This is a genomic window from uncultured Nonlabens sp. (assembly GCF_947495285.1).
GTDB lineage: Bacteria > Bacteroidota > Bacteroidia > Flavobacteriales > Flavobacteriaceae > Nonlabens.
The window spans coordinates 48,003-72,629 of sequence record NZ_CANLXZ010000014.1; the positions used below are offsets into that span (position 1 = coordinate 48,003).

18 protein-coding genes are annotated in these 24,627 nt (G+C 32.3%); 4 read left to right on the forward strand and 14 right to left on the reverse strand.

Annotation, left to right across the window (positions count from 1 at the left end; all coding sequences use genetic code 11):
• The first annotated feature begins 51 nt into the window (after positions 1–51).
• The 4 genes from Q0838_RS07650 to Q0838_RS07665 all read left to right on the forward strand — a co-directional run bounded on the left by Q0838_RS07650 (position 52) and on the right by Q0838_RS07665 (position 5,158).
• A complete protein-coding gene (locus tag Q0838_RS07650; protein ID WP_298953056.1) occupies positions 52–1,752 on the forward strand; it encodes an OstA-like protein in 1,701 nt (566 codons plus the stop codon).
• Complete coding sequence (locus Q0838_RS07655) at positions 1,742–2,926, forward strand: aspartate aminotransferase family protein (RefSeq protein WP_298953058.1); 1,185 nt, start codon at positions 1,742–1,744, stop codon at positions 2,924–2,926. Before Q0838_RS07650 ends, Q0838_RS07655 begins: the two co-directional genes overlap by 11 nt.
• Before the next feature lie 108 nt (positions 2,927–3,034).
• Positions 3,035–4,417 (forward strand): tetratricopeptide repeat protein, encoded by a 1,383-nt coding sequence (locus tag Q0838_RS07660; RefSeq protein WP_298953060.1) that lies wholly within the window; start codon positions 3,035–3,037, stop codon positions 4,415–4,417.
• Positions 4,418–4,420: 3 nt separating this feature from the next.
• A complete protein-coding gene (locus tag Q0838_RS07665) occupies positions 4,421–5,158 on the forward strand; it encodes a CpsB/CapC family capsule biosynthesis tyrosine phosphatase (protein ID WP_298953062.1) in 738 nt (245 codons plus the stop codon).
• A gap of 12 nt (positions 5,159–5,170) precedes the next feature.
• Here the strand turns inward: Q0838_RS07665 and Q0838_RS07670 are convergent, their stop codons facing one another.
• The 14 genes from Q0838_RS07670 to Q0838_RS07735 all read right to left on the reverse strand — a co-directional run bounded on the left by Q0838_RS07670 (position 5,171) and on the right by Q0838_RS07735 (position 24,627).
• Complete coding sequence (locus Q0838_RS07670; protein ID WP_298953065.1) at positions 5,171–7,579, reverse strand: tyrosine-protein kinase family protein; 2,409 nt, start codon at positions 7,577–7,579, stop codon at positions 5,171–5,173.
• A gap of 3 nt (positions 7,580–7,582) precedes the next feature.
• Positions 7,583–8,239, reverse strand: coding sequence for a polysaccharide biosynthesis/export family protein (locus tag Q0838_RS07675; RefSeq protein ID WP_298953067.1), 657 nt, complete (start codon positions 8,237–8,239; stop codon positions 7,583–7,585).
• Positions 8,240–8,380: 141 nt separating this feature from the next.
• On the reverse strand, positions 8,381–10,330 hold the full coding sequence (locus Q0838_RS07680; RefSeq protein ID WP_298953070.1) for a nucleoside-diphosphate sugar epimerase/dehydratase: 1,950 nt from the start codon (positions 10,328–10,330) through the stop codon (positions 8,381–8,383).
• A gap of 256 nt (positions 10,331–10,586) precedes the next feature.
• Positions 10,587–14,693 (reverse strand): T9SS type A sorting domain-containing protein, encoded by a 4,107-nt coding sequence (locus Q0838_RS07685; protein ID WP_298953073.1) that lies wholly within the window; start codon positions 14,691–14,693, stop codon positions 10,587–10,589.
• 233 nt (positions 14,694–14,926) lie between these two features.
• The gene (locus tag Q0838_RS07690) at positions 14,927–16,069 is read right to left on the reverse strand and encodes a DegT/DnrJ/EryC1/StrS family aminotransferase (protein ID WP_298953076.1); all 1,143 of its coding nucleotides are present in this window, start codon (positions 16,067–16,069) and stop codon (positions 14,927–14,929) included.
• 28 nt (positions 16,070–16,097) lie between these two features.
• Complete coding sequence (locus tag Q0838_RS07695; protein WP_298953079.1) at positions 16,098–16,643, reverse strand: sugar transferase; 546 nt, start codon at positions 16,641–16,643, stop codon at positions 16,098–16,100.
• A gap of 3 nt (positions 16,644–16,646) precedes the next feature.
• On the reverse strand, positions 16,647–17,240 hold the full coding sequence (locus Q0838_RS07700) for an acetyltransferase (protein ID WP_298953082.1): 594 nt from the start codon (positions 17,238–17,240) through the stop codon (positions 16,647–16,649).
• Entirely contained in the window at positions 17,233–17,841 is a 609-nt protein-coding gene (locus Q0838_RS07705; RefSeq protein ID WP_298953086.1) for a sugar transferase, read from the reverse strand. The genes Q0838_RS07700 and Q0838_RS07705 overlap by 8 nt, the downstream gene beginning before the upstream one ends.
• 2 nt (positions 17,842–17,843) lie before the next feature.
• Entirely contained in the window at positions 17,844–19,007 is a 1,164-nt protein-coding gene (locus Q0838_RS07710; RefSeq protein WP_298953089.1) for a glycosyltransferase family 4 protein, read from the reverse strand.
• Positions 18,997–20,079, reverse strand: coding sequence for a glycosyltransferase (locus tag Q0838_RS07715; RefSeq protein ID WP_298953092.1), 1,083 nt, complete (start codon positions 20,077–20,079; stop codon positions 18,997–18,999). The genes Q0838_RS07710 and Q0838_RS07715 overlap by 11 nt, the downstream gene beginning before the upstream one ends.
• Before the next feature lie 12 nt (positions 20,080–20,091).
• On the reverse strand, positions 20,092–21,204 hold the full coding sequence (locus Q0838_RS07720) for a hypothetical protein (RefSeq protein ID WP_298953095.1): 1,113 nt from the start codon (positions 21,202–21,204) through the stop codon (positions 20,092–20,094).
• A complete protein-coding gene (locus Q0838_RS07725) occupies positions 21,201–22,157 on the reverse strand; it encodes a glycosyltransferase family 52 (protein ID WP_298953098.1) in 957 nt (318 codons plus the stop codon). Before Q0838_RS07725 ends, Q0838_RS07720 begins: the two co-directional genes overlap by 4 nt.
• Before the next feature lie 14 nt (positions 22,158–22,171).
• On the reverse strand, positions 22,172–23,464 hold the full coding sequence (locus Q0838_RS07730) for an oligosaccharide flippase family protein (protein WP_298953102.1): 1,293 nt from the start codon (positions 23,462–23,464) through the stop codon (positions 22,172–22,174).
• 56 nt (positions 23,465–23,520) lie between these two features.
• Positions 23,521–24,627: an acyltransferase gene (locus Q0838_RS07735; protein WP_298953105.1), complete on the reverse strand. Its 1,107-nt coding sequence runs from the start codon at positions 24,625–24,627 to the stop codon at positions 23,521–23,523.

Below are 24,627 nucleotides of genomic sequence, written 5' to 3' on the forward strand. Positions count from 1 at the left end.
AGTTAAAGCATGATGCATTTTTGTAATTTTGACCTCACTAAAATCATTATCTTGAAAAAACTTCTTTTCTTTATATTTATATCACTTTCATATTTTTCTATTGCTCAACAGACGGTAAATGATTCCTTAATTAATGTAACAGGTGGCCTAAGAGAAATTAATGAAGACCTTTTTCCTGGTGCAGTAATTTATTCTGGCAACGGTAGAAAACAAGTGTACGTGCAACACAAAGGCTTAGAAATGTGGTGTGACCGAGCCGTGTTATATCAAAAAGATAATTTTATAAGAATATTTAGAAACGTTCAAATACATCAAGGAGATTCTATAAAAATGAACTCTGAATATGCTGAGTACAATGGTACTTCACAACTCGCTTTTGCGAGTGGTAATGTTTTTATGAGAAATCCAGAAACAACACTTAAAACAGATACCCTATTCTTTAACCGTATAAAGCAACAGGCTTACTACAGAAGCGGCGGTACTGTAAAAGATACCGCAAGTACATTAAAAAGTAGGATCGGGCGCTATTTTATTAAAGAAAAACGTTATCAGTTTCTAGATGATGTGACTGTAACAAATCCAGAGTATAAAATAGATAGCAATCATCTTAACTTCTATACAGACACTGGACATAGTAAAATGTATGGACCTTCTACGATTACAAGTAAAACAAGCACCGTATATTGTGAAAGAGGTTTTTATGACACTAGAAATGACGAGGGATACTTTATAAAGAATTCTAGAATAGATTATAACAATAGGACAGTAAAAGGAGATAGTCTTTATTTTAACCGCGGTAGGTCATTTGCTAGTGCAACAAACAACATCGTGGTAACTGACACCATTAATAAATCTGTAATTAAAGGACACTATGCAGAAGTGTATCGAGCAAAAGATTCTGTCTTTATAACTAAAAGAGCCGTTGCTATTTCTATTCAAGATCAAGATAGTGTTTATATACACGCAGATAGACTCATGGTCACTGGTCCAGAAAATGATAGAATGGTAAGAGGTTTTTATGATGTACGTCTATACAAAAGTAATTTAAGTGGTAAATGTGACTCCATAGTAACTAGGCAAAGAACTGGACTTACTAAGATGATTACTAAACCTATATTGTGGAATGGAAAAAGTCAGATGACAGGAGATAGTATTCACATTCAAAGCAATACCTTAACAGAACGATTAGACAGTTTATACGTTTTTAATAATGCGTTTATAGTAGATCAAGATAGCAGCAGCGGTGGTTTTAATCAAATCAAAGGAAAAGAACTTATTGGTAAATTCAATGATTCTAGTCATTTAGAAATAATTAAAATTAACAAGAATGTTGAAAATTTGATCTATTCTCGTAATGAAAAAAAAGAATTGATAGGTATAAACAAAGGTACAAGTGGTAGAATGGAGATTCTTTTTGAAAATAAAGAAATGACCATTATCACAAATTATGATAATCCTGACGATAAAACATATCCTCCAGAAGAATTACCTGAAAACGTGCGAACCTTAAGAGGTTTAAAATGGCGAGGCGATGAAAAAATAATATCAAAAGAAGACCTTTTTAAGGATAAACCTAAACCTATTTTAACCCCTATTCAAGGGATACCATTACCAGATATTGAAGAAGATTTCTTTAAAAAAGAAACACCATTTAATATCAATAAAAACTCAAGATTAAAAGAAGAAGATCTTAAAACCAGGTCTACAGATACTCCTGATGCTATAAAGGAAGAGAAAGAAAATGAAGGATGATTTTTATAAATACCAAGCACAAACCACACCTTATGCACCTGGAATAGAAATATCTAGTGCAAAAGGGAATTACATCTATGATAAAACTGGTAAGAAGTATTTAGATATGGTTGCAGGTGTAAGTGCGCTACCATTAGGACATTGTCACCCTGCCGTTGTAAAAGCTATAAAAAAACAGGTAGATCAATATATGCATGTCATGGTTTATGGAGAGTATGCTCAAGAACCAGCAGTATTATTGTGTAAAAAACTAGCCTCTCTCCTACCAGATCCATTAGAAACTACTTATCTCGTAAATAGTGGAACCGAAGCGATAGAAGCTGCTATAAAACTAGCGCGCAAAGTAACTGGAAAATCTCAAGTCATCGCCATGAGAAACGCCTATCATGGTAATACATTAGGATCTCTGAGTCTTATGGATTTTGAAGAGCGCAAAGCACCCTTCAGACCTTTACTTCCAGGTATATCACATATCAATTTTAATTGCCTTCCAGATTTAAAGAAGATCAATGAAAATACCGCAGCTGTAATTATAGAAAGTATTCAAGGAGGTGCTGGCTTTAAAATACCTAGTAAAATATGGGCACAAGAACTAAGTAAACGCTGTAAAGCAACAAACACCCTGCTCATTATAGACGAGATACAACCTGGTATAGGCCGTACAGGTAGCATGTTTTACTTCACTCAATTAAACATCGTACCAGATATAGTCGTGACTGGAAAAGGTCTCGCAGGAGGCCTTCCTATCGGTGCATTAACGGCCAGTAAAGAACACATGGCACAATTTACTAACGCTCCTATGTTAGGGCACATTACCACCTTTGGAGGACATCCTGTAATCGCCTCAGCCGCACTAGCGACGTTACATGAAATAGAAAATAGTGGGTATATGTCACAAATGTTGGATAAAGAGTTACGCTTTCGCGAAAGCTTAAACAATAAAAACATTAAGGAAATAAGAGGCAAAGGTCTCATGCTTATAGCCCTATTGCCCGATGATAAGTTCACGACTCAAATAGTGAATGAATGTAGAAATCGTGGTGTGATTTTTTTCTTGCTATTATTTGAAAAGCGTGCTATAAGAATCACGCCGCCGTATACTATAACAAATTCAGAAATAGAATTTGCCTGTAAAACACTAATAGAAGTTACTGAAAACTTCTATCCCCATTAACCCTAAAAAACTCTGTTTATAAGGTGTTGACAAGAGAAATCTTGTTCTATCCTATAATTTGGAAAAAATAAAGAACTTAGTAAAACAAGAATTTTTAATATTCTATATATGCATTTTGATTTAAATGGTGATGAAGGTTTGAGCATAAAAAAGTTTGAACTCATGTTAAAGTCCAATGAAGTTGGATTCTTTGACAGTGGAGAATTTGAAGAGATAATAGAACATTACCTTGATGAAGGAAAAATGGTTCTAGCCCGCAAAGCGATAAGTCTAGGTATATCGCAGCACCCATCTTCTACAAACTTGAAACTATTCAAAGCAGAGATGTATATTTTTGATGATCAATATTCTCAAGCAGTAGAGGTTCTTAATGAACTACTCGAGTTAGATCCACAAAATGCAGAGGTTTACATACAAAAAGCTAATATTTATTCTAAAACAGAAAGACACGATAAAGCAATAGATCTACTTAAAATAGCTCTAGATTTAACACTCGATCAGGCAGATGTTTATAATCTTATAGGGATGGAATTTCTTTTTACAGAAGATTATTCTAACGCAAAGAGTAATTTTATGAAATGTCTTGAGCTAGATGATACAGATTACTCTGCTCTTTACAACATCATTTATTGTTTTGATTTTTTACAAGAACATCAACAGGCTATCGATTTTTTAAATTTATTTTTAAATAAAAATCCTTATAGTGAAGTAGCCTGGCACCAGGTAGGCAAACAATATTTTGACATAAAAATGTATGAGAAATCACTAGCTGCTTTTGAATTTGCGATCATATCAGACGATCATTTTGTGGGTGCTTATCTAGAAAAAGGAAAGGTTCTTGAAAAACTAGGAAGATATAATGAAGCCATAGAAAATTATCAAATCACTTTAAAATTAGATGACCCAACATCATTTGCTTACCTGCGATTAGGTAAATGCTTTGAAAAACTAGGCGTAGATGAAAAAGCAATTCATTATTTTAAAGAAACTGTTAGAGAGGATCCTTTACTAGATAAAGGATGGTTAGCCATAGTAAATTTTTATACCCAACGTCTCGATTTTCAAAAAGCATTAATTTATATTGAAAAAGCAACAGAAGTAGACAGTGACAACGCTATGTATTGGACAAGGTATGCTGCTATAAATAGAAGGCTCAATTTTATGGAAGAGGCAGAATACGGTTTCAAGAAAGCTATTGAATTAGGCAATTATGAACTATCTACATGGATTGATAGATGTGACCTTCTACTATTATTAGGTGAGTTAGATACCGCAATAATTAATGTGGAAAATGGATTAGAATTTTATCCACAAGAAGCAGGACTTCTTTACAGAATCGCTGGCCTTTATTTAAAAAGCGGTGATTTAATAAAAGGGAAATTTCATTTACAAAACGCCTTAAAAAATAATGCGGAATACAAAACTATTCTAGAAGAGCTATTTCCAAATGAATACCAGCTTCTTGATGTTCAAAAATTAATAAATAATTAAATTATGTTTTTCTTTAACAAATCTGTTTTTTTAGTCGATTTCTTAGAAGACCTTGTAGATATTCACAATCATATCCTACCAGGCATAGATGACGGATCAAAAGATCTAGAAACAACGTTAGAAATGATAGGTGGGTTTAAGGAGTTAGGTTTTAAAGGTTGTATCGCAACACCTCATACCATGGAAGATTATTATGGGAACGACTCAAATGGGATTATTGAAAAATTTAATCAAATCAAACTAGAATTAGAGGCAAGTAATCATAGAGATTTTATCATTTCTGCTGCTTCAGAGTACATGATGGATGGTGAATTTGACAACCTAATTGATACTAATAATTATTTATGCCTTCATAATAATTATATCCTGACAGAGTTATCCTATTTTCAAAAACCTAATAATCTAGAAGAGCTGGTCTTTAAAATGTGTCAAAAAGGTCTGAAACCTATACTTGCACATCCAGAGAGGTATAGGTATATCACCTCTATAGGTGCCTATAAAGATTTAAAATCTAGAGGATTTGAATTACAACTCAACTTGCTTTCTCTAACAGAACACTATGGAGAAGATTCTTTTCAAAAAGCAAAATCACTTCTAGATAAAGGAATGTATGAATTTATAGGAACAGACGCACACAAGCCATCTCATTTAGAAAAAATAAAGAGCATAAAGATTAAAAAAAATCAAGTAGATTCAATAAAAAAGCTTGTGGAAAACCACAAGCTCATATTTAATCTATAAAATAGGAAAGTCTTATTCAAAAGATTTTCCTTTAGAGAACTTCTTTTTAATGAGATCCCACCACGTTTTCTTCTCTTCTCCATATGCATATCCATACTTATTACCATAACCGAAGTTAGCGAGCTTAACGTTATTTACAACTACCGCTACGTTACTTAATTTACCATCTTCGATAGTGTCAGCTACAAATTCTAATAACGAGGTGTCTGTATAGTTTGCTCTAGTTACATAAGTAGTAACATCAGCATATTTATTAATCAACAAAGTATCTGTTACCAATATGGTAGGTGCACTATCAATAATAACAAGATCGTACAGCGACTTAGCTTCTTCAAACAATTCTTTAGTTCTATCCTGCATCCATAATTCAGCTGGATTAGGTGGTATAGCACCAGAGAGAATAATATCGAGGTTAGAATTTACCTTAGAAGTCATAGCCAGCTCTTTTACAGTCAGCTGATTATTTGTAAGATATTCTGTAACTCCTTTTGTTCTTTTAGAAACATTAGGTAAGTATCTATGTAATTGTGGGTTTCTAATATCGCCACCTATAAGCAACACCTTTTTACCAGTGTAGGCAAAAGTATTAGAAACATTATAAGAAACAAGTGTTTTCCCTTCTCCCTTAATAGTAGAAGTTACCAAAATGATTTTAGTCCCATCATTATTTATAGCATTCAACTTATATTGAAGGTTAGTCCTTATGATTCTAAAAGACTCTGCTAAGATAGATCTATCATTAGGAATAATATAATCAAGAGTATCTTTATCTAATTTAGGCACTTCACCTAGTATATTAGTATTAGGTAATCCTCTCTCTACATCATTTCTAGACTCTATTTTATTATAAAAAATAGATCTTGTATAGATAATAGCACCAGGTAGAATAAAACCTATAAGTAGCATCGCTAGATAAATAATCTTTGGTTTAGGTGATACAGGGTCTTTAGATGCCAGGGCAAAATCTACAATTTTTGCCTTAGGCGCGGTAACTGCCAAAGAAATAGCTGTAGTTTCTTTCTTCTCGTTTAATAATAAATAAATAGCTTCAACAACTTCCCTGTCTCTTGCGATATACCTAGCTATTCTCTCGTTTTCAGGAACATTAGATATTTTACCAGAAACAGACCCTAATTCTCTAGTCAGACTTTGTTTTTGAATCTCGATAGAATTGATAGTATTGTTAAGAGATAAAAGAATAGCAGATTTTAAGCTATCAATTTCATCTTTTAAGCGTATGAGTATAGGGTTATCGGCAGTTGCATTATCTTTATATCTTTTATATTCTTGGACTAAAGAATTATAACTAGAAGACGCTTGTTGAATATTTAGATTTTGTAAACCAATATTTTCAGGTATAAAATCATATTCTTCTTTATCTAATTTATTCTTAATTAATCTAGCGATCTCTAATTGAGTCTTAGATTCAATTAATTCTCTAGTTATACCTGCAGAAGCTTGTAAATTCAGAGCAGACTCAGCTACTAGATCAGTTAATTTCTCAGTAGTCTTAAAAGTTTGTATACCACGCTCTAAACTATCAAGATCTTTTTGAATATCGGCAAGACGCTCATCAATGAACTGGGCTGTATTTTGAGCAACTTGATTCTTATCTTTTATAGCATCTTCATTGAATACCGAAACCAAATTATTTAAAATGTCTTCAGCTTTTTCCTTTACTGGATCTACTAAAGTAATTTCTAAAACACTACCTCTTTTGTCAGTTTTAGAGATATTTAATTTAGATTTAAGGGATTTGGTAACATCGTTAATCGGCTTAATTACAACTAACAGGTCACTCCAGCTTTTATCTTTTATTCTATCAGCTCGAGAAGCACCTCTAGAGTGGTCAAAATCTGGTACTACTAATAAATTTAAGTCATTCAATTTAAATGATGCTCCATAATCATGGGTTACATAATTTAAATCATCAAAGAATTTTATCTCAAACTTAGTTTCATCTACATATCTAAGCATTAAATCTATAGACTCGGTAATTGCAACAGGTAAGGAATCGTTTAATAAAGATAATTTTATAGGACTGTTCTTGTAAATATTAGTAGACTTGATATTTCCAGAGCGTGTATAAACTATATTTAAATCTAGATTAGAAACTACATCGTTAATTAACCTATTAGAGTTTAAAATTTCTATCTCGTTTTCTACCGTATTAAAAGAGCCACCCAAAACATCAATATCCCCAAGGGCAGAAAGCTCAGATAAACCGCCACCGTTTTGAGTGTCCTTAATTAAGATTTTTGTTGATGCGACGTACTCTTTATTTGCATATCTCAAATAAACAAAACCTAATAATAAAAAGATAAAAACACTGATGATAAACCATGGCCAATATCTTAAATACTGATTGATCTGATCTTTGAGAGAAAGAGCCTGGTTAGACTCCACATTTGTAGTACTCATAAATTAATTTCTTGAAAGGATAACTATTAATGATAGCAATACTGATGCCACTGAAACGTAAAGAGATGCATTTCTATTAAAACCTGCTGCTTGTACTTGTGCATTATTAGGCTCTACAATGATCACATCATTTTGCTGAAGATAATAATATTCTGAATCTATAAAATCAGATTTTGTAAGATCTAATTTGTGAACTTTTTGAACACCATCTACATCTCTTAAAACAGTAACACTATTTCTATTACCATAAATAGTTAAATCTCCAGCCATACCTATAGCTTGAAGTAAAGTAATGCGGTTATAATCAAAATTATAGTTTCCTGGTCTTGTCACTTCACCTAATACAGTGATCTTAAAATTAACAATTCTTAAATCTACTGTAGCGTCCTTGACATATTCTGCTCTCAATCTATTCTGAATAGTAGCTGTTAAATCTTTACGGCTCACCCCAGCAGCGGTAATATTACCTAATAAAGGAAAAGAAATAGCGCCATCGTTGTCCACTAAGTAGCCCAAAAGCTTATTTTGAGAATTGATAGTCAAATCATTAGTAGACGTTGGGTTCACTACTTGATTAAAAGGCTGTACAAGTTTCATATTCTCACTAGTCACAATGATCCTAAGAATATCATCCTTTTTTATTACAGATTCGTAATTCAATTCTCTTTGAGTCAACGCAGAGTCAATATCTTGAACATATAATATCTTACTCTTTGATACACAAGACGTTGCTAATGTAAAAAAAAACGATATTAAGGATAATTTAATTAAAATATTTTTCATTTTGTAGGATACTTAATTCTATAATTCCACTTTCTTGTCTAGCAATTCAAACACGCTGTTTTTACTAATAAATTCAGGTACCATTTGCTTAATTTTCATAACTACTGCATCATCATTGAAATCGTGAGTTGCTATTTCAATTTCTTTTAAATATCGAGTGACATTTTCATAACCGTAAGGCTCATCTTTAGCAATCATAATTTTTTGATGATGTGTCGGTAAGGTTTTAGAATTATCACCTAACAATTCTTCATATAATTTCTCACCAGGTCTCAAGCCTATTATTTTTATATCAATCTCATCATATGGTTTAAAGCCTGATAATTTAATCATACGCTCTGCAAGATCCATAATACGGACTGGCTTACCCATATCAAATACAAATATCTCACCACCATTACCCATGGTACCTGCTTGCAACACTAGTTGACACGCTTCTGGTATAGTCATGAAATACCTAATAATATCTTGATGAGTCACGGTAACAGGCCCACCACTTTCTATTTGCTTTTTAAAGTAAGGAATTACAGATCCATTAGAGCCTAATACATTACCAAATCTTGTTGTAATAAATTTAGTATTTCCATTAGAATGCTGTTGAAGCGACTGTACATAAATCTCTGCTGCTCTTTTACTAGCTCCCATAACATTTGTTGGGTTCACAGCCTTATCTGTACTCACCATTACAAATCGATCTATTCCTTTACTTACTGCAAGGTTAGCCAGATTAACCGTACCTAATATATTTACAAACACGGCTTCTCTAGGATTAGATTCAATCATAGGAACATGTTTATATGCCGCTGCATGAAAAACAACTGAGATATTATTTGCTTCAAAAACTCTTTCCAGTCTTTCACTGCGCCTTACATCTGCGAGGATAAACTTATAAGAAATAGCAGGAAACTTTTCCTTTAATTCTAACTCTAGATCATATAAGGGAGACTCTGCCTGATCTAATATCAATACACACTTAGGATTATAACCAGAAACTTGTCTTACGATCTCACTTCCTATAGAACCTGCTCCACCTGTAATCAAGACAACTCTATCTTCTAGATAATTAGAAATCTGTGTGTCATCGAGGTCAATTGCCTCTCTTTCTAAGAGGTCTTCTATCTGAATCTCTTTGATCTTTGTACTAACATCTTCCTTATCTGTCCACTGTGTAATATCGGGAACATTAAAAATTTTCAAATCATTTGCTAGTGCTTTATCTACCAGCTCATTTTTTTGAGATATAGATAATTGAGAACCAGCAATAATAAGCCCATTCACCTTCATAGGTGCTATTTTATCATAAAATTTAGTCCCATACTTAACGATAGGTTTACCTAAAATCTTGATACGTTGATGATCGTTTTTAAATGAAATAAAACCTGCTAGATTAAAACCTTGCGTTTTAGAGGTTGTTAACGCTTCGGCAAGGGCGATACTATCGTCGTTTACACCTACTATTAATACATCATAAATTTTCTGTTTCCCTTGGGATATAAATGAATAGAGTCTCTTAACAAACACTCTAAATAACAACAAAGTCACAAAGGTAGTTGTCATATTAATAATCAAAAACGGCATTAGAAACACTTTCTGATCATAAATAAAATAATAGCAATAATTCACAAGCGCTATTACCATAACGCTGGCCATACATGCAAATGCTATTTTAAATATATCTACAAAAGTACTGTGCCTGATAAGGCCAGAATAGGTGCTAAATATAAAAAATGAAGCTAGATAAACAAGAGTAAAGAATGCTGCCTGTTGATAGATAGAAAGCACTTGATAAAAAGTAGTAGTGATATTTTCTACTATTAAAAACGAAATATAGAACGACACTACAACTAGAAAAACATCTATTGCGACTACCATCCAACGTGGTAAATATCTTAAATTTTGGAATTGAAGAGAATTATCTCCATTCCAAAAGATTTGAGCCAATCTATTTTTAAAGTATTCTATTTTCATTTTCCCTAAGTGCAAAAGTAGTATAAAAAAAAGGGCAATGCCTTAAACATTGCCCTTAATTTATGTAAGTTTCACAGCTTTTTATTTACTGCTCCTTTTTTACCGTCATAAAATAAATTTACCATTGCAGCAATAATTAATCCTGACCATGTCGCTACGTTCTCTGTCTCTAGGTCAAATGCTGCTGGATCACTTCTTAAAGTTGAAAACGTGGCAATTAAGATAATAGCTGGTGAAAATTCCTTAAATTTTCAGATTAATTTTTTACAAATTTAATAGTTGTAGCAGCATTATCTTGTTCCACTCTTAACAAATAAACTCCGTCACTTAAGTTATTCATGCTTGAAACGGTCTCACTGCCGTTAGTCGATTCTTTTTGATAAGAAACAACTAATTGACCTAATACATTATAAATAGAAAATTTCACAGCCTCACCTACGATTAGATTTGCGATAGTCATTCGGTCTCCGTTTACTGGATTAGGATATACTTGTACCGCTTCCGCGAAAGCGATATCTCCAACAGACAATGTGCTGTTTATAAACTTTAATTCAAATCTATTTTCATTTAAACTGGCTGTATGTGTAGAGTCAAAACTAACACGTATTAAATTACTACCATTTACTAATAAAGTCTCAGTCCCTAAGAAATGATCTACAAATAAGGTCTGTAGATTAGTAAAAGTATTATTGATATCAAATGTGTAGTTACTGGCGGTTAAACCATTTAATTTCAATGGTATAATTTCATTATCTACAGGCGCTACTCTTTGCATGATACTGAACGAGGAGTTTAACGCCTCTATTGACAAGTTCTCATCGGGATTTAAAAGCTTTAAAGCTCCGTTTGTACTAATTGCCGTCGACTCGTTAAAATTAAATGATATCAAAACTCCATCCCTAGCTTTATTAGCAGATAACAACTCTTGATCTGTATATAGATTTATAGATATTTGCTCGTTTACGTTAGAATTACGATACGTATTAGACGTTTCAAAACTTGTCGACTTATGAGACTCCTTAAAAGAAATGCTCGGTTCTAGTGCAGCCGCGTTTCTTCCATCTTCAGTAGTAGATACAAAAAATGCCTGACCTGGCTGGATAAACTCATTAACATCAGATGTTGTATTACTATTTCCTAACACAAAGTCATGAGTCACATAAGCGCCGCGAGTACCTATAGTTGGGTCCCAAGCATAATATTGATTTGCATTGATGTCTTGTGTAGCAGCATCATTTAAAACACTATTTAAATTTACCTGCGCCTGGTATGGATTACCTACAAAATTAAAACTACCTTCTACGGTAGATAAACCAGATGCTGTAAAATCACCTAGATATAAAGATCCTGTGGAAATTAAAGTTGTATTAGAAGGTACAGTACCAGCAGTTGTTAAGGAAACACTACGATCTCCTCTAATTAATACACGTAGAGCATCTCCTGCTGTTAAATTAGTAGAATTTGTAGCTTCACCATTTAAAGTAGAAATACTTTCCCAAAGCTGTGTGCCTTCATTAAAACTAAATGCAGATGGATTATTAGATCCAGACGCGTCAAAACCGTCGGCTATAGTCCCACCTGTTATATGCATCCCTGTTTCAGGAACATAACCAGTATCACCTACATTTAAACCGCCTTGTTGCCAGTTATCAAAAAGACTTCCTGTCATATCTACAGAAGAACCTATAAATCTAAATGCCCTTTGAGCAGGATAAAACTGTTCTACTATTACATCTCCAGTTACTGTCCCAGCAAGCACTTCTCTTACCACAGCGCTTTTACCATTTATAGATTTTAAAGTTAAATTATTATTTGTTGTTAAGTCTCCTGAGATTAAATTTAAGAATCCATTGACCTGTGTTGTATTACCCAAACTTACATCACCTAATAAAGTTAATGATTCTAAAACTCCACTTAGAGCAATTTTCTGAATAGAAGGATTTGCAATTAATTGAATATTATCCAGCGCTATCTCATCAGAAGAACCGCTTCCACTATCTACAGAAGACCAGGCTAAAACATATGTATCGCCAGCAGCTATATTTAAACCTGTTAAGTCCATTGCTACTGCATTACGTTTCCATTCTTCAATCGCATCTTGTCCTAACATAGAAGAAAGTGCGGCACCAGTCACCTCAGTTAGAGAAGACACATCTGCACCGTGAGAGAATCTAAAATCATTTGCTCTATTCTCGTTATCAAACACGTAAAAATCATATGCTACAGATAAATCGGTAACTACAGTACCTGTGTTATTTGTAAACCGAAAGAAAACAGTACCAGGTGTAAAGTCTCTACCTGTAGGTTGCACTCCTAGCGCATAATCTCCGACAGCTACTTCAAAAGCATAAATACCACCACTTGAAACACCACCGTCAGAAAAGCCTTTCCCAAAATCATTACCAGATTGCTCCTCTCCAAAGTTAGTTGTCGCATCTTGTAAACCGTCAATTGCAAAAGCATCTGCATCTAGTTGCCCTACTGCAGGTACAGTTAAAAATCCTGAACCGTCAAAAGTTCCGTTATTTACATTTGCTACTGTGTTATCAAAATCAATTAAATAAGCCCTGTCTATGACATCTATTTGAAGACCTTGTGGCTGAGGATCTAATACTATGTAATTTTGCTCTACACTTGTAGCCGTCTCTGGTGACGCATTTGCGTCTATAGCAACTATTTGATAAAATACCGTAGTTCCATCTACTTGCGCTGGAATATTTGCCTGATAAGTATCACCACTAGATAACACCATTGCTATAGGAGTCTGATCATAAACGCCAGATGCAAAACCGTATTGCAGCTCTACACTACTCAATCCATCTGCATCAGTAACATCTACATTTACGGTTACCAACTCTGTAGAAGTTGGAGCAGATGGACTATTTAATATATTTGTTATAGACGGTGCTAGATTTGCGTCTGCTGGCAAGGTTGTAATATTTATTTCTTCAACTATCCATTCTTCAGCACCTAATCCAGTATTATCATAAAGAAACGCAATATAAGCCTGACCTTGAATAGCAGAGGCGTCGACAGTCGCTACCGAAGAGGCTGAAGCTGAACTACCAGAAGAAGTATTATTAGGGTTAAAAATTAAATCAGTCCAGGTGGCCATAGTTGGATCTCCTGCCCCATTATAATCTGTAGAGTATCTCAATAAAAATTCTCCTGCCTCATTTGTAGTATTACCAAAACGCTCTGAAGTCGTTACTTCTATTTGATTAAGACTCGCCGCCATAGGAAAATCCACTGGCACTTCTGTAATTAACCAATCGATATCTTCAGTACCTCCAAAACCATTCATCGCATAAGCCCCAGACTCACATACCCACACATCATTACCAGCTTGATCAAAAGCGACCCATTTACTACCACCGCAATCATTAAAACTCTCTATATAAGGTAAAGAAATAGGTGCAATATCATCTTCTAAAACTGTTAGTGTAAATGTATTATTTGTACCAGCAGCAGCCATATCGCCACCTAACACGTTTTGAATTTCAAAGGTAAAATCTTTGTCCAGTTCTTCAATCATATCATCAGTAATGGTTATAGTTACTGTTTGATTCACAGAACTACCTGCAGGAAATGCAACGGATTGAGTAGTATAGTTATCAATACTACTAGCCGTACCAGATGTAAGAATAACATCTGCCGTGGTAGCATTACTTGTAGACTCATTAGAGATAGAAACCGTAAGATCTACAATACCAACATCTTCGTTTACCGTTAAAGAGTTAGGGTCAAATTGTAGCGATGTCGTTGCAGGGCCATTATTTACTGCAAATGAAGTACTACTCAATCCACCTAACGAGTTACCGTTTGTATTATAATTTGTTGAGTCCTGAAATAATTGAAATAATGTAACCGAATCACCAGATCTAACACCTTGGTAATCTCCATTATCTGCTCCAATTAACAATTGTGGTCCAGCATAAAAGTTACCGATATCACCACTATCTTCTCCTATAGCAAATAGAATCGTAGATGGAGATGATAAAGTACCTTGATAAGCTGTGACACCATCACCACTATTACCTAAAACCATAGCACCGTCAGAAGTTGACGAGAAATTAACCTCTGCCCCATTACTATCTCCTATAATCACTGTTCCTGCTACATAACCTGTGGTAGGAACTGTATACAAGACAGTACCTTCGTTAGTGGAGAAAGTAGTCCCACCGAATTCTTCATCGGTAAAATATATTTCAGTCCCTGGGAGCATATCTACCAATACTACAAATGAAAAAACTTCATCATTTGTATCTAAACCTATCAAAGCCAAATCGCCCTGGTTTAAAACAGTTTGCGCAATGGTAAGATTGCATAGCATCAACCCTACAAAAAGTAAAAATTTTTTCATGACATTTATTTAAGGCCACAAAATTAATTTCATTATTTTTCTTTAGAGATGAAGTTAGATTAACTCTTTGTTAAGATGTTAAATCTGATTGCAAAAATAATGATCAAAAACATGTTTTAAAACACCTCTTTATCTTTTAAAAGAACGACTTAAACCATTAATCTAATATAAGAACAATACAGCCAGTGTTTTAAAGCACCGGCCGTAGTAAAATGTAAATAATATGAAGAATTTTATTTGCTGAATAAAGATTTTATTGAAACGGAGATTCTATCCCTATCAGCATCAGTTAAATTAGAACCAGACGGCAAGCATAAGCCATTTTCAAATAAAGTTTCACAAACTTTATTACCATAATAAGGATAGTCCTTATAAAGGGGCTGCATGTGCATAGGCTTCCATAAGGGTCTAGATTCTATGTTATCCTTTTCTAGAGCGAGTCTTATATCTTCTCTAGAGATACCACCTGTTTTTGATGCATCTACTAGAATAGCACTCAACCAGTGGTTAGAGCGCACTGTATCATCTTGTTCTTTAAGTACCTCAACACCTTCTATGTTATTAAATATATCTTGATAAAAGGCATTCATAGCTCTTCTTAAATCGATATGTTTATCAAGAACTTCCATTTGTCCTCTACCTATACCTGCACTTATGTTACTCATGCGATAGTTATAACCTACCTCACTATGTTGATAATGTGGCGCTGCATCACGGGCTTGTGTTGCTAGAAAAATGGCTTTATCTTTAACTTCATTGGTCTTACATACCATGGCACCACCACCACTAGTAGTTATAATTTTATTTCCATTAAAACTTAGTATTCCATAGTCACCAAAAGTTCCACATTTCTGACCTTTGTAAGTACTTCCTAAAGCTTCTGCACTGTCTTCTATAATTGGTATTTGTTTCGCTTTCGCGAAAGCGTGAATCTCATCAACCCTATACGGCATACCATATAAATGTACCGCTAGAATGGCTTTGGGCTTTTTACCGTTTGCAATGCGATCTTCTACGGCCTGTATCAATGCTTGTGGACACATATTCCAGGTATGCTCTTCACTATCTACCATAATAGGAATGGCACCTAAATACAGTACTGGATTTGTAGTACCACAAAAAGTAAAGCTTTGACATATCACCTCGTCACCTGGACCTACACCTGCTTGAACAAGTGCTAGATGTATAGCAGCTGTGCCACTGCTTAGAGCAGCCACATGAGAATCCTGACCTTGATAAGATTCTAAATCTTTTTCAAAACCGGTTACGTTAGGTCCTAATGGAGCGACCCAATTGGTATCAAAAGCTTCTTTTACAAATCCACGTTCTGCACCGCCCATGTGTGGTGAAGAAAGCCATATTTTATCTTGAGACATAGTCGTATTTTATTTAAGCAAAGATAGTTTAGTTAAAAAGAGATTTTATAGTAAGGCCTATGATTTTTAAATCATACCAGAAACTCCGTTTTTTTAGGTAATCTAAGTTCATTCTGACCTTATCAGGAAATATAATAGTGTCGTTATACAGAAGAGAATCTGCTTGTTGAGCAAGCAGCTGCTCCTCATTACGGTACTTAATAGCCGCTAGACTAGTTAAACCAGGTTTAAGGATAAGTACCTTTCTTTGTTCACCCTTGAGCACATCATAATAACCAGGTACATCTGGTCTAGGCCCTACAAAGGACATGTCACCTTTAAGAATATTTAATAATTGAGGCAACTCATCTATTTTACTCTTTCTAAGTATGCGGCCTATATAAGTTACCTTACCATTAATCATGGTTTGTAACTTATAAATAGTGAATGGCTTACCATCTTGCCCTATTCTTATTTGGGTAAAAACACCAGTAGATCTGGTAGATAATGCTGCTAATATTAATGAAATCGATAGAAATGGAAGGAGTGTAAATAATAAAAAGATAGCTGTTAAAACATTTAATGCTTTCGGCATTTTTTATTTTTTTATAACACGCCCTGGATTCCCTACCATAGTGACTCCATTAGCCACATCTTTTAAGACAACAGTTCCTGCGCCTATAGTACACCTATCTCCTATCTTAACTCCTGGTATAACTACGGCACCTGCTCCTATGTGCGTTCCTCTTCCTACTGTAACTCCACCACAAATTGTTGCATTAGGAGAAATATGTACAAAGTCTTCTATGATACAATCATGCTCTACTATAGCTCCTGTATTAATGATACTATTGCACTTAATGGTTGAACTAGCATTTACTACAGCACTTGCCGCTACTATTGTTCCAGTGGCTATATGAACATTAGACGCTATAATTGCAGTATCATGAACAAGCGCAACAATTATGTTGTTAGGGCATTGTGAAGCTATTTTTTCTCTTATGGTATTATCTCCTATTGCTATAACATATTTACCACCTTTGGGAAGAGATTTGAAAACTTTATAAGATTCAAAAGTTTCTAGTATAGGATTATCATCTATGAATCCCGATATCTTAAATCCTAGCCTTACAGCAATATCCAGAACTACTTTTCCGTGACCACTAGCACCATATATGTAAATTTCATCCATTTCCTGAACCTTCAAACTTAGTCATAGTTGCTTGCCCGTCTTGACTTATTCCTTCAGAAACAAACACCTTTTTTACTGTTTTTAAAATAATTTTTAAATCTAAACTAAATGATTGATGATCCACATACCAAACATCTAATTTAAATTTCTCTTCCCAACTTATAGCATTACGACCATTTACTTGAGCCCAACCGGTAATTCCAGGTTTTACATCATGTCTTCTTGCTTGTTCTTTTGAATATAATTCAAGGTAAGCTGGTAATAATGGTCTAGGACCTACAATACTCATATCACCTTTAATCACATTGAGTAATTGAGGAATTTCATCTAGAGATGTTTTTCTTACTATTTTACCTACTGTGGTTAACCTTAATTGATCAGATAAAAGGTTGCCTTCTTTATCTTTTTTATCATTCATTGTTTTAAACTTGATAATCTTAAAAAGATTTCCATGCTTACCTGGTCTCGTTTGAAAGAAAAAGGGTTTTCCAGAGTTTGCTATTGCTAGAAAAATTAGGAGAATAACAAGAACTGGAAAGAGCAATCCTAGTGCTACAAACGCAACTAAAAAATCTAAAATAAACTTTACAATTTTATACATTTTTAATTTTTTTTTGAATCTATGAATGATTCATATTCTTTTAAAATTTCATTCCATATTTCCTTGCGATCGTAATTCTTAACTATTCTTGTTCTGGTATTTTTTTTCAAAACGGCAAATAACTCCTGATCATTAAACATTTGTTCCATAGCTTGTTCTAGAGGAAGATACCGTTTTACCGGCACAATAAGTCCGTTTTTACCATTTTCAATTATTTCATTACAGCCATTAATATTAGAAACTATACATGGCAATTCCATAGCTGCCGCCTGCAATACAACGTTAGGAAAACCTTCTCGATAGGAAGGAAAAACTAAAGCACTTGAGGCTGCAAAATAAGGACGCACATCTGTTTGATATCCTGTTGATATAATTTTAGGGTGTTCATTAATATGTTTTAAAGTTATTGAATCTAAAGGATCTAGTTCTGTTTCTAAAGGACCTACTAATAACAATGACACTTTATCATGATTATTAGAAATAGATACAAAAGCTTTAATTAGTTCATTTATTCCCTTATCACCTACTAATCTACCGACAAAAATGAATACAAAATCTTCAGAAGATATATTAAACGACTCCTTTAAAACCAAGCTATCATTTACCGAATACTTATTAGGATCAAAGTATGTCGTGTCTATACCGTTTGAACTACCGTTACCGATAATCTTTATTTTTTCTGTTGATGTTAATTTTTCATTAACTATAAATTCCTTAAGTCCTTGTGAATTAGGATAAACTTTTGTGGCACAAGAATAAGTTAATTTTTCTACAATATTTAAAACCTTCCTTTTTACTCCTCCAGCTTCCATTAACGGCAATCCAGCGACAGTATGAAGTCTTATAGGCACTCTAGCAATATATGCAGATAACATACCTACTATACCAGCTTTGGGAGTATGAGAATGAACAATTTGAGGTCGTTCCTTTCTTAAGTATTTAACTAGTTTAAAGACAGCAACTAGGTCTTTTAAAGGTGTAATTTTTCTTGTAAGTTCTAAACAGTGAGTTTTCACACCTTCCTTATCACCATAAACATTAAGCCGCTTTTCCTCTGAAGAAATAGCAGTGACATCAAAGTGTTGACTCATAAAAGAAAGTTGACCTTCTAAAAGTTTTTCTAAAGAAATAGGGACCGTTGTGATACGTACTAACTTATGCCTCATTTAAAAGTTTTTTATAAAAATTCATATAATGCAAAACCATCTTATTAATATCAAAATCTTTTGCCCTTTCTAGTGACAAAAATGACATTTTTTTATAAAATTCTTTATCATCATAAAGCTTCAAAATCTCTTGTTTCAAATCATCTTCATTGTTTTTCTCAAACAGTAATCCATAATCTTTAACAATCTCCCGTATGCCAACTATATCACTAGCTATAACTGGAAGACCAGCTGCCATACCTTCCACTATTGCTAGTCCAAAACCTTCACGATTAGATGATAAAACAGCAACGTCTGCATAGTTCAATAGTTCTGTGATGTCATAACGATTTCCTAAAAAAACAACTCTATCATCCAATTTCAATGAACTAACCAACTTTTTATGCTCTTCAATAAGAATTCCATCACCCACTAAAATTAATTTTATTTGTTCTGGCAATAATGATAAAGACCTAATAATTGATGCTTGATCCTTTTCTTTACGAAAACTAGAAATTTGAATTAATTTAAAATCCTCTGGTTTAAAAAACAAATAATCTCCTTGCAGACTAGAGCTGAATGCATTAACATCAATACCATTATTTATCACAACTAAACCCTTAAAAACATTCAAATGTTTCTCAAGATTTACCTTAACATCGCTAGTAATACAAACTATCAGATCAATTTTTTTATAAATAAATCTATCAATTATTTTGAATAATACCTTATCTCTTCTTCGATTTCCTGTACTATGTTCTGTATAAATTAATTTAACTCTAGAAAAGCTCATGCACTTAGCTATAACTACCCAATAAAGAGCGGGAAATAAATGAACATGGATTAAATCATATTTTTTTAAAAAAGGAATAATTTTAAGTATCAAAAAAGGATTGTAAATACTACCAGAAGTTAAACCTGTAATGTTATTGGACGATTTAGTCTCTAACAGTTTCCAAAACTCGGTCTTTTCTGATTTTAACGATAAAACATCTACGGTTATTTTTTGTGTTTGATATAATGGAATACTATCCGCTACTAACTTCTCAGCTCCTCCAGTTGATAGGCTATTAATTATATGAAGAACTTTCATTATATTTAGAAATTAATTTTTCATGTCATGTTGATCATTAAAACTCTTAATATCAAATCTTTCTAAAATTAAAAAAATAAGATAAAAAATAATAACGTCATTAAAACCTGTGAAAAAAAGTTTATCTGAAAGCCCTCTTATCAACAAGACAAGTAACAGTCCTTTATAAAACAAGTCTCCTCCTTTTTTAAACAAAGCTTTAAAAATATAAAAAAATATAACTAGTGAAAAAATACCGAAGTAATAATGCGCATTTAGAAATGAATTATGCAAATTAAATTCAAGATCTGAGTAAACACTATTATTGTCCAACGAAACACCGAGAATAAAATTGATTATACTATCAAACATGTCATTCAAATAACTAAATACAACTATTTCTCGTGACGAATCCTCCAGACCTCTATCCTTTAGTTTAAATAGGGATAAATCTATAAAATTGGTTACCACAAACTGAAGTCCATAAGCTGCAGATATTATAGATGAAATAAGTAATACAACTCCATACTTTAATGTTTTTATGAAATCAAGTTTTACTAATTTCATAAAAACAATTAATGATAGTAGTAAGGCTGATGTTAAAATCCCAGCCCTACCTATACAATATAAAGATATAGTCATAGAAAGTAAAGCTGGCCATAATGGAATTTTTTTCTGGTATCTATATTTTTCGATATAGTAATGTATTACTAAAATAAGACAGTAAAAACTAACTATATTTCTACTTCTATTTACGAAAATGTCATTTGCATCACCACCTGGAATTACGTGGAGCAAAACAACAGCTGAATAGATAACTAAAAGTAATAGCTGTATCTGTGAGCCTATTTTTTTTTGTTGATATGATAATAATAAAATGGGATAGAACATAAAAAATAGTCCTAAACTGGCATTATTATACGAATCACGCAAAACAAAACTGATCATCGATATCAGACTAAAAAGAACAAAAAATTTAACATTGTTAAAATTTGCTTTCAAAAATTTAAATTCAAGAATAGAGATAATAACTAAGTACATCAGTAAAATCTCTTTTGGAAAAAGATCTGGATTTATAAGTATCCCGTAAAATATCAAAAAATAAATAATAATGTAGAGCTTATATTTTAGAAGTTCAATTTTCATAGCTCAACAATTTTAACTCCTCTTTCTTTCAATATTTTATAACCTTTTTTAGGATTATCGATCATATCTCTATCTCCTACTGCTATACATATTACATTACAACCTTGGAGATTAATCAAAACAGTACTAAAAAAACTATAAATGATAATGTTTACATTAGGAGAATCTTTCATACAAGTTAATATATAATCTTCAAATAGTAATTTAGAACTTATTATTTTTATCGATGAACTTAAAGACACGTCTTCTCTAGGATGGGGATAATACTCATCCACTTCTAAATTCCTTAATACAGCCTCTACAAAATCATAATCAGCATCTTTTTTTACTTCGAATACAGGTTGTCCAACAAAGATTTTTCTAATCTCACTTTTATTACCGTTCGTTAATTCTTCCTTATTGAAAAAATTGAATTTTATCACCTTATCAGGTGTAACAAATGGATTATTATCAAAAATAGTAAAATGTTTATCTATCTTATTTCTAATATTAGTAGGATTACTTTCAACTTGAAATAAAAAATCCTTCAATTTAATCGAAAGTGATTTTTGCTTAATATAATAATGACCTGATTCTGTAAGATTAGCAAGACCATCATCAAAAGAACATAAGTTTTGATAAGGTAATTTGTCGATTAATAGATGAATTAAACTATTATCAATTCCAGCTACAAATAGCTTATTAATTTCAATTTTCTTTAAATATCGTGATACTATAAGTTTAAATCGAAAAAAATCCAGAATAGATCCTATTTTAGACAACTTCAAAGGTTTAAAAAACAAACATCTGTCTACTTTGGCTATTAAAAGGTTGTTATAATAAACTAATTTATCTGTATTGTTCTCATTTAAAATAATGACGTGAAAATTTTCTTCTTTGTAAATATCAACTATATGAGCAGCTAACATAACTTGAAATACATTTTTACATACTAAAACATTTGAATTTTTCATAAATATATAAGGTACTATTTAGAAGTTCTAAAAAATTCCAACCAAGGCATTTCGTAAACCTTATTACTATAATAAGCGACTAAAAGAAGGTTAATAAAACTGATAAATGCTGTAGAGTATGCGGCACCGATTGCACCTATTTTATTTATTAAAAGATAACTAAGAACTACTTGAAGAGACGCACAGAAAAAAGTGATCATAGCGAGATACTTTGTTTTTTTTACAAAGAAAATATAGTTGACAAAAAACAAATATATTCCTTGAAAAGTTTGAGACAAAATTGCCCAGAAAATAAACTCAGAGGCGCTCGCATACTTATCAGAAAAAAAATATTCTAAAATGAAATTTGAACCTATAGTAAAAATAACACACATAACGATTAAACCTACTATTCCATAATAGGCTAATTTAACAAGACCTTCTTTATTTCGATTTAACTTTTCAATGTTTTTTTCAGTTAATAATTTATACATGTAAGGTAGAAAAGCATTATTAAATGATAATGTGAGAAATGAAATTAATATTCCAAATTGAAAGCCTGTCGCATATAAGCCGGTTTCAGCTTCGCCAATATATTTAGTAATAAATATTCTATCAACACCTGATCTTAACCAAAAACTCAATGAATGTGGGATTAAAGGTAAACCGAATGCTAAAATACCGATGATAAAAGTTTTATCATAATTGAACTTTAGGTAACCACGACTATAAATAATATATAAACTTAAAAAACCAAAAAGCAAACTAGCTATCAACATTCCATCTACTCTACCTATCCAGCCCATTTTATAAACAACAACAAGTGTTAATGATAATCCAATGTCTAAAACAGTTTTAGATATTTCATAAACCCCAAAGCTAAATGGTTTATCTTCTAACCTCAACAATGTTAAATTAATTGTTGTGAAAGCAGAAGTCAGAGCCATTAGAACACTTAAATATTGGTATGTTTTAGGCAGTTTAAAAAAGGAATAAATTATTTCATTTAAAAAAAATATTCCAATTATTAATATTAAACTCGATATAAGTATAAGTAGTATCCCATTAAAAATATACTTTGATAAATCTGTTTTAGACAGTGTAAAATAATTTACACTAATAGCTCCATTTAATCCTAAAATTACAAATATGGATATTATAGATAATAGAACACTATAATTTGCAACAATACCATAATCACTAGGTATTAAATAATAACTAAGAACAGGTAAAATTAAAAAAGGAACAGCTTTATTAATCGCAGCACATAAAGTATATATTAAACTTGATTTAAATAACGGATGATTAAAAATTGCTTTAATATTCATTATTTATTATTTTAATTAATAAATAATGAATATAAAGATTACTATCGAATAGAAAATCATGTTTCATCATTCTGTATAGTTTTGTATAGATACTCTTTAACTTTCTTAGTTAAATTAATTTCAGTAAAACGACCTAAAGCGATACTGATAATATTAGAAATGAAGAAACCAAATACAAATAAAGCATAAGAATTAATAAAACTGCTAAAATGAGTATGCAAAAAATCCAAAATGCTATAATGAATTAAGTACAGAGTAAAGGAATAGCTTGAAATAAAATTTATAATATTAATCATTCTTTCGGAAAAATTAATCCCTTTAAAAATATCAATAATTAACCAAAGTGCTATGGCAAGTAAAAAAGCAAAAATTGGATCATAAGCATCCATCTGAAAATACGCTCTAAGAAGAGCAAACATAACTATTATAAACAACGAAAATATCTTAAAATTCTGTTTTATTTCGTCTAAGAAATTTGATGAAGATACAACGTACACTAATAAACCAAATATCCAATAAATTGTTAAACCATGTCCTCGCCCCATAATTAGATTAAACATAGGCACAATTGAAACAATCAACAGTAAAATAATGTTAGAGAGTTTTATTCTACTCTTGTTATTATTAAAAATAACAAGAATTAAATAACCAAAAAATAAGTATATCCACCACTCTATTGCCAATGTCCAAAAAGGCCTCGCTGATCCAAAACTAGTTATAAATTTTTCTGGTAAAAAAAAGAATAATGGAAAGTCTTGCAACATCAATAGGTTACCAAAAAGTGTTTTTATGTTGTAAGCAGATGAGTAGCTATAAGATTCAGGATTAATTTTCTGACTTAAAAAATCTATTAAGACGACAAATAATAATGAAGGAACGAAAGCTGAGAAGATCCTGGAAAACCTATCAGCCATATAATATTTAATATTATAACTTTTAATTTTAGTCTTTTTTCTAATCGTGGAGTAAGAAATTAAAAAACCTGACAATAGAAAAAATATTAACACAGAAATACTTTGTAACTCAGGAAAATATGGTTGTTGTAATAGAGGAAATATAGCAAAGAAACTTATTCCATGACCCAATACAACTACTTGAGCACTTACGCCACGTATAAGATCTAAAATGACTGAAGATCCACTACTTAACTTATAATTTTTCAT

Coding starts and splice junctions, on each gene's coding strand:
- Q0838_RS07655 (WP_298953058.1), top strand. CDS start 1,742: ATGAAGGATGATTTTTATAAATACCAAGCACAAACCACACCTTATGCA.
- Q0838_RS07660 (WP_298953060.1), top strand. CDS start 3,035: ATGCATTTTGATTTAAATGGTGATGAAGGTTTGAGCATAAAAAAGTTT.
- Q0838_RS07665 (WP_298953062.1), top strand. CDS start 4,421: ATGTTTTTCTTTAACAAATCTGTTTTTTTAGTCGATTTCTTAGAAGAC.
- Q0838_RS07670 (WP_298953065.1), bottom strand. CDS start 7,579: ATGAGTACTACAAATGTGGAGTCTAACCAGGCTCTTTCTCTCAAAGAT.
- Q0838_RS07680 (WP_298953070.1), bottom strand. CDS start 10,330: ATGAAAATAGAATACTTTAAAAATAGATTGGCTCAAATCTTTTGGAAT.
- Q0838_RS07685 (WP_298953073.1), bottom strand. CDS start 14,693: ATGAAAAAATTTTTACTTTTTGTAGGGTTGATGCTATGCAATCTTACC.
- Q0838_RS07690 (WP_298953076.1), bottom strand. CDS start 16,069: ATGTCTCAAGATAAAATATGGCTTTCTTCACCACACATGGGCGGTGCA.
- Q0838_RS07695 (WP_298953079.1), bottom strand. CDS start 16,643: ATGCCGAAAGCATTAAATGTTTTAACAGCTATCTTTTTATTATTTACA.
- Q0838_RS07700 (WP_298953082.1), bottom strand. CDS start 17,240: ATGGATGAAATTTACATATATGGTGCTAGTGGTCACGGAAAAGTAGTT.
- Q0838_RS07705 (WP_298953086.1), bottom strand. CDS start 17,841: ATGTATAAAATTGTAAAGTTTATTTTAGATTTTTTAGTTGCGTTTGTA.
- Q0838_RS07710 (WP_298953089.1), bottom strand. CDS start 19,007: ATGAGGCATAAGTTAGTACGTATCACAACGGTCCCTATTTCTTTAGAA.
- Q0838_RS07715 (WP_298953092.1), bottom strand. CDS start 20,079: ATGAAAGTTCTTCATATAATTAATAGCCTATCAACTGGAGGAGCTGAG.
- Q0838_RS07720 (WP_298953095.1), bottom strand. CDS start 21,204: ATGAAAATTGAACTTCTAAAATATAAGCTCTACATTATTATTTATTTT.
- Q0838_RS07725 (WP_298953098.1), bottom strand. CDS start 22,157: ATGAAAAATTCAAATGTTTTAGTATGTAAAAATGTATTTCAAGTTATG.
- Q0838_RS07730 (WP_298953102.1), bottom strand. CDS start 23,464: ATGAATATTAAAGCAATTTTTAATCATCCGTTATTTAAATCAAGTTTA.
- Q0838_RS07735 (WP_298953105.1), bottom strand. CDS start 24,627: ATGAAAAATTATAAGTTAAGTAGTGGATCTTCAGTCATTTTAGATCTT.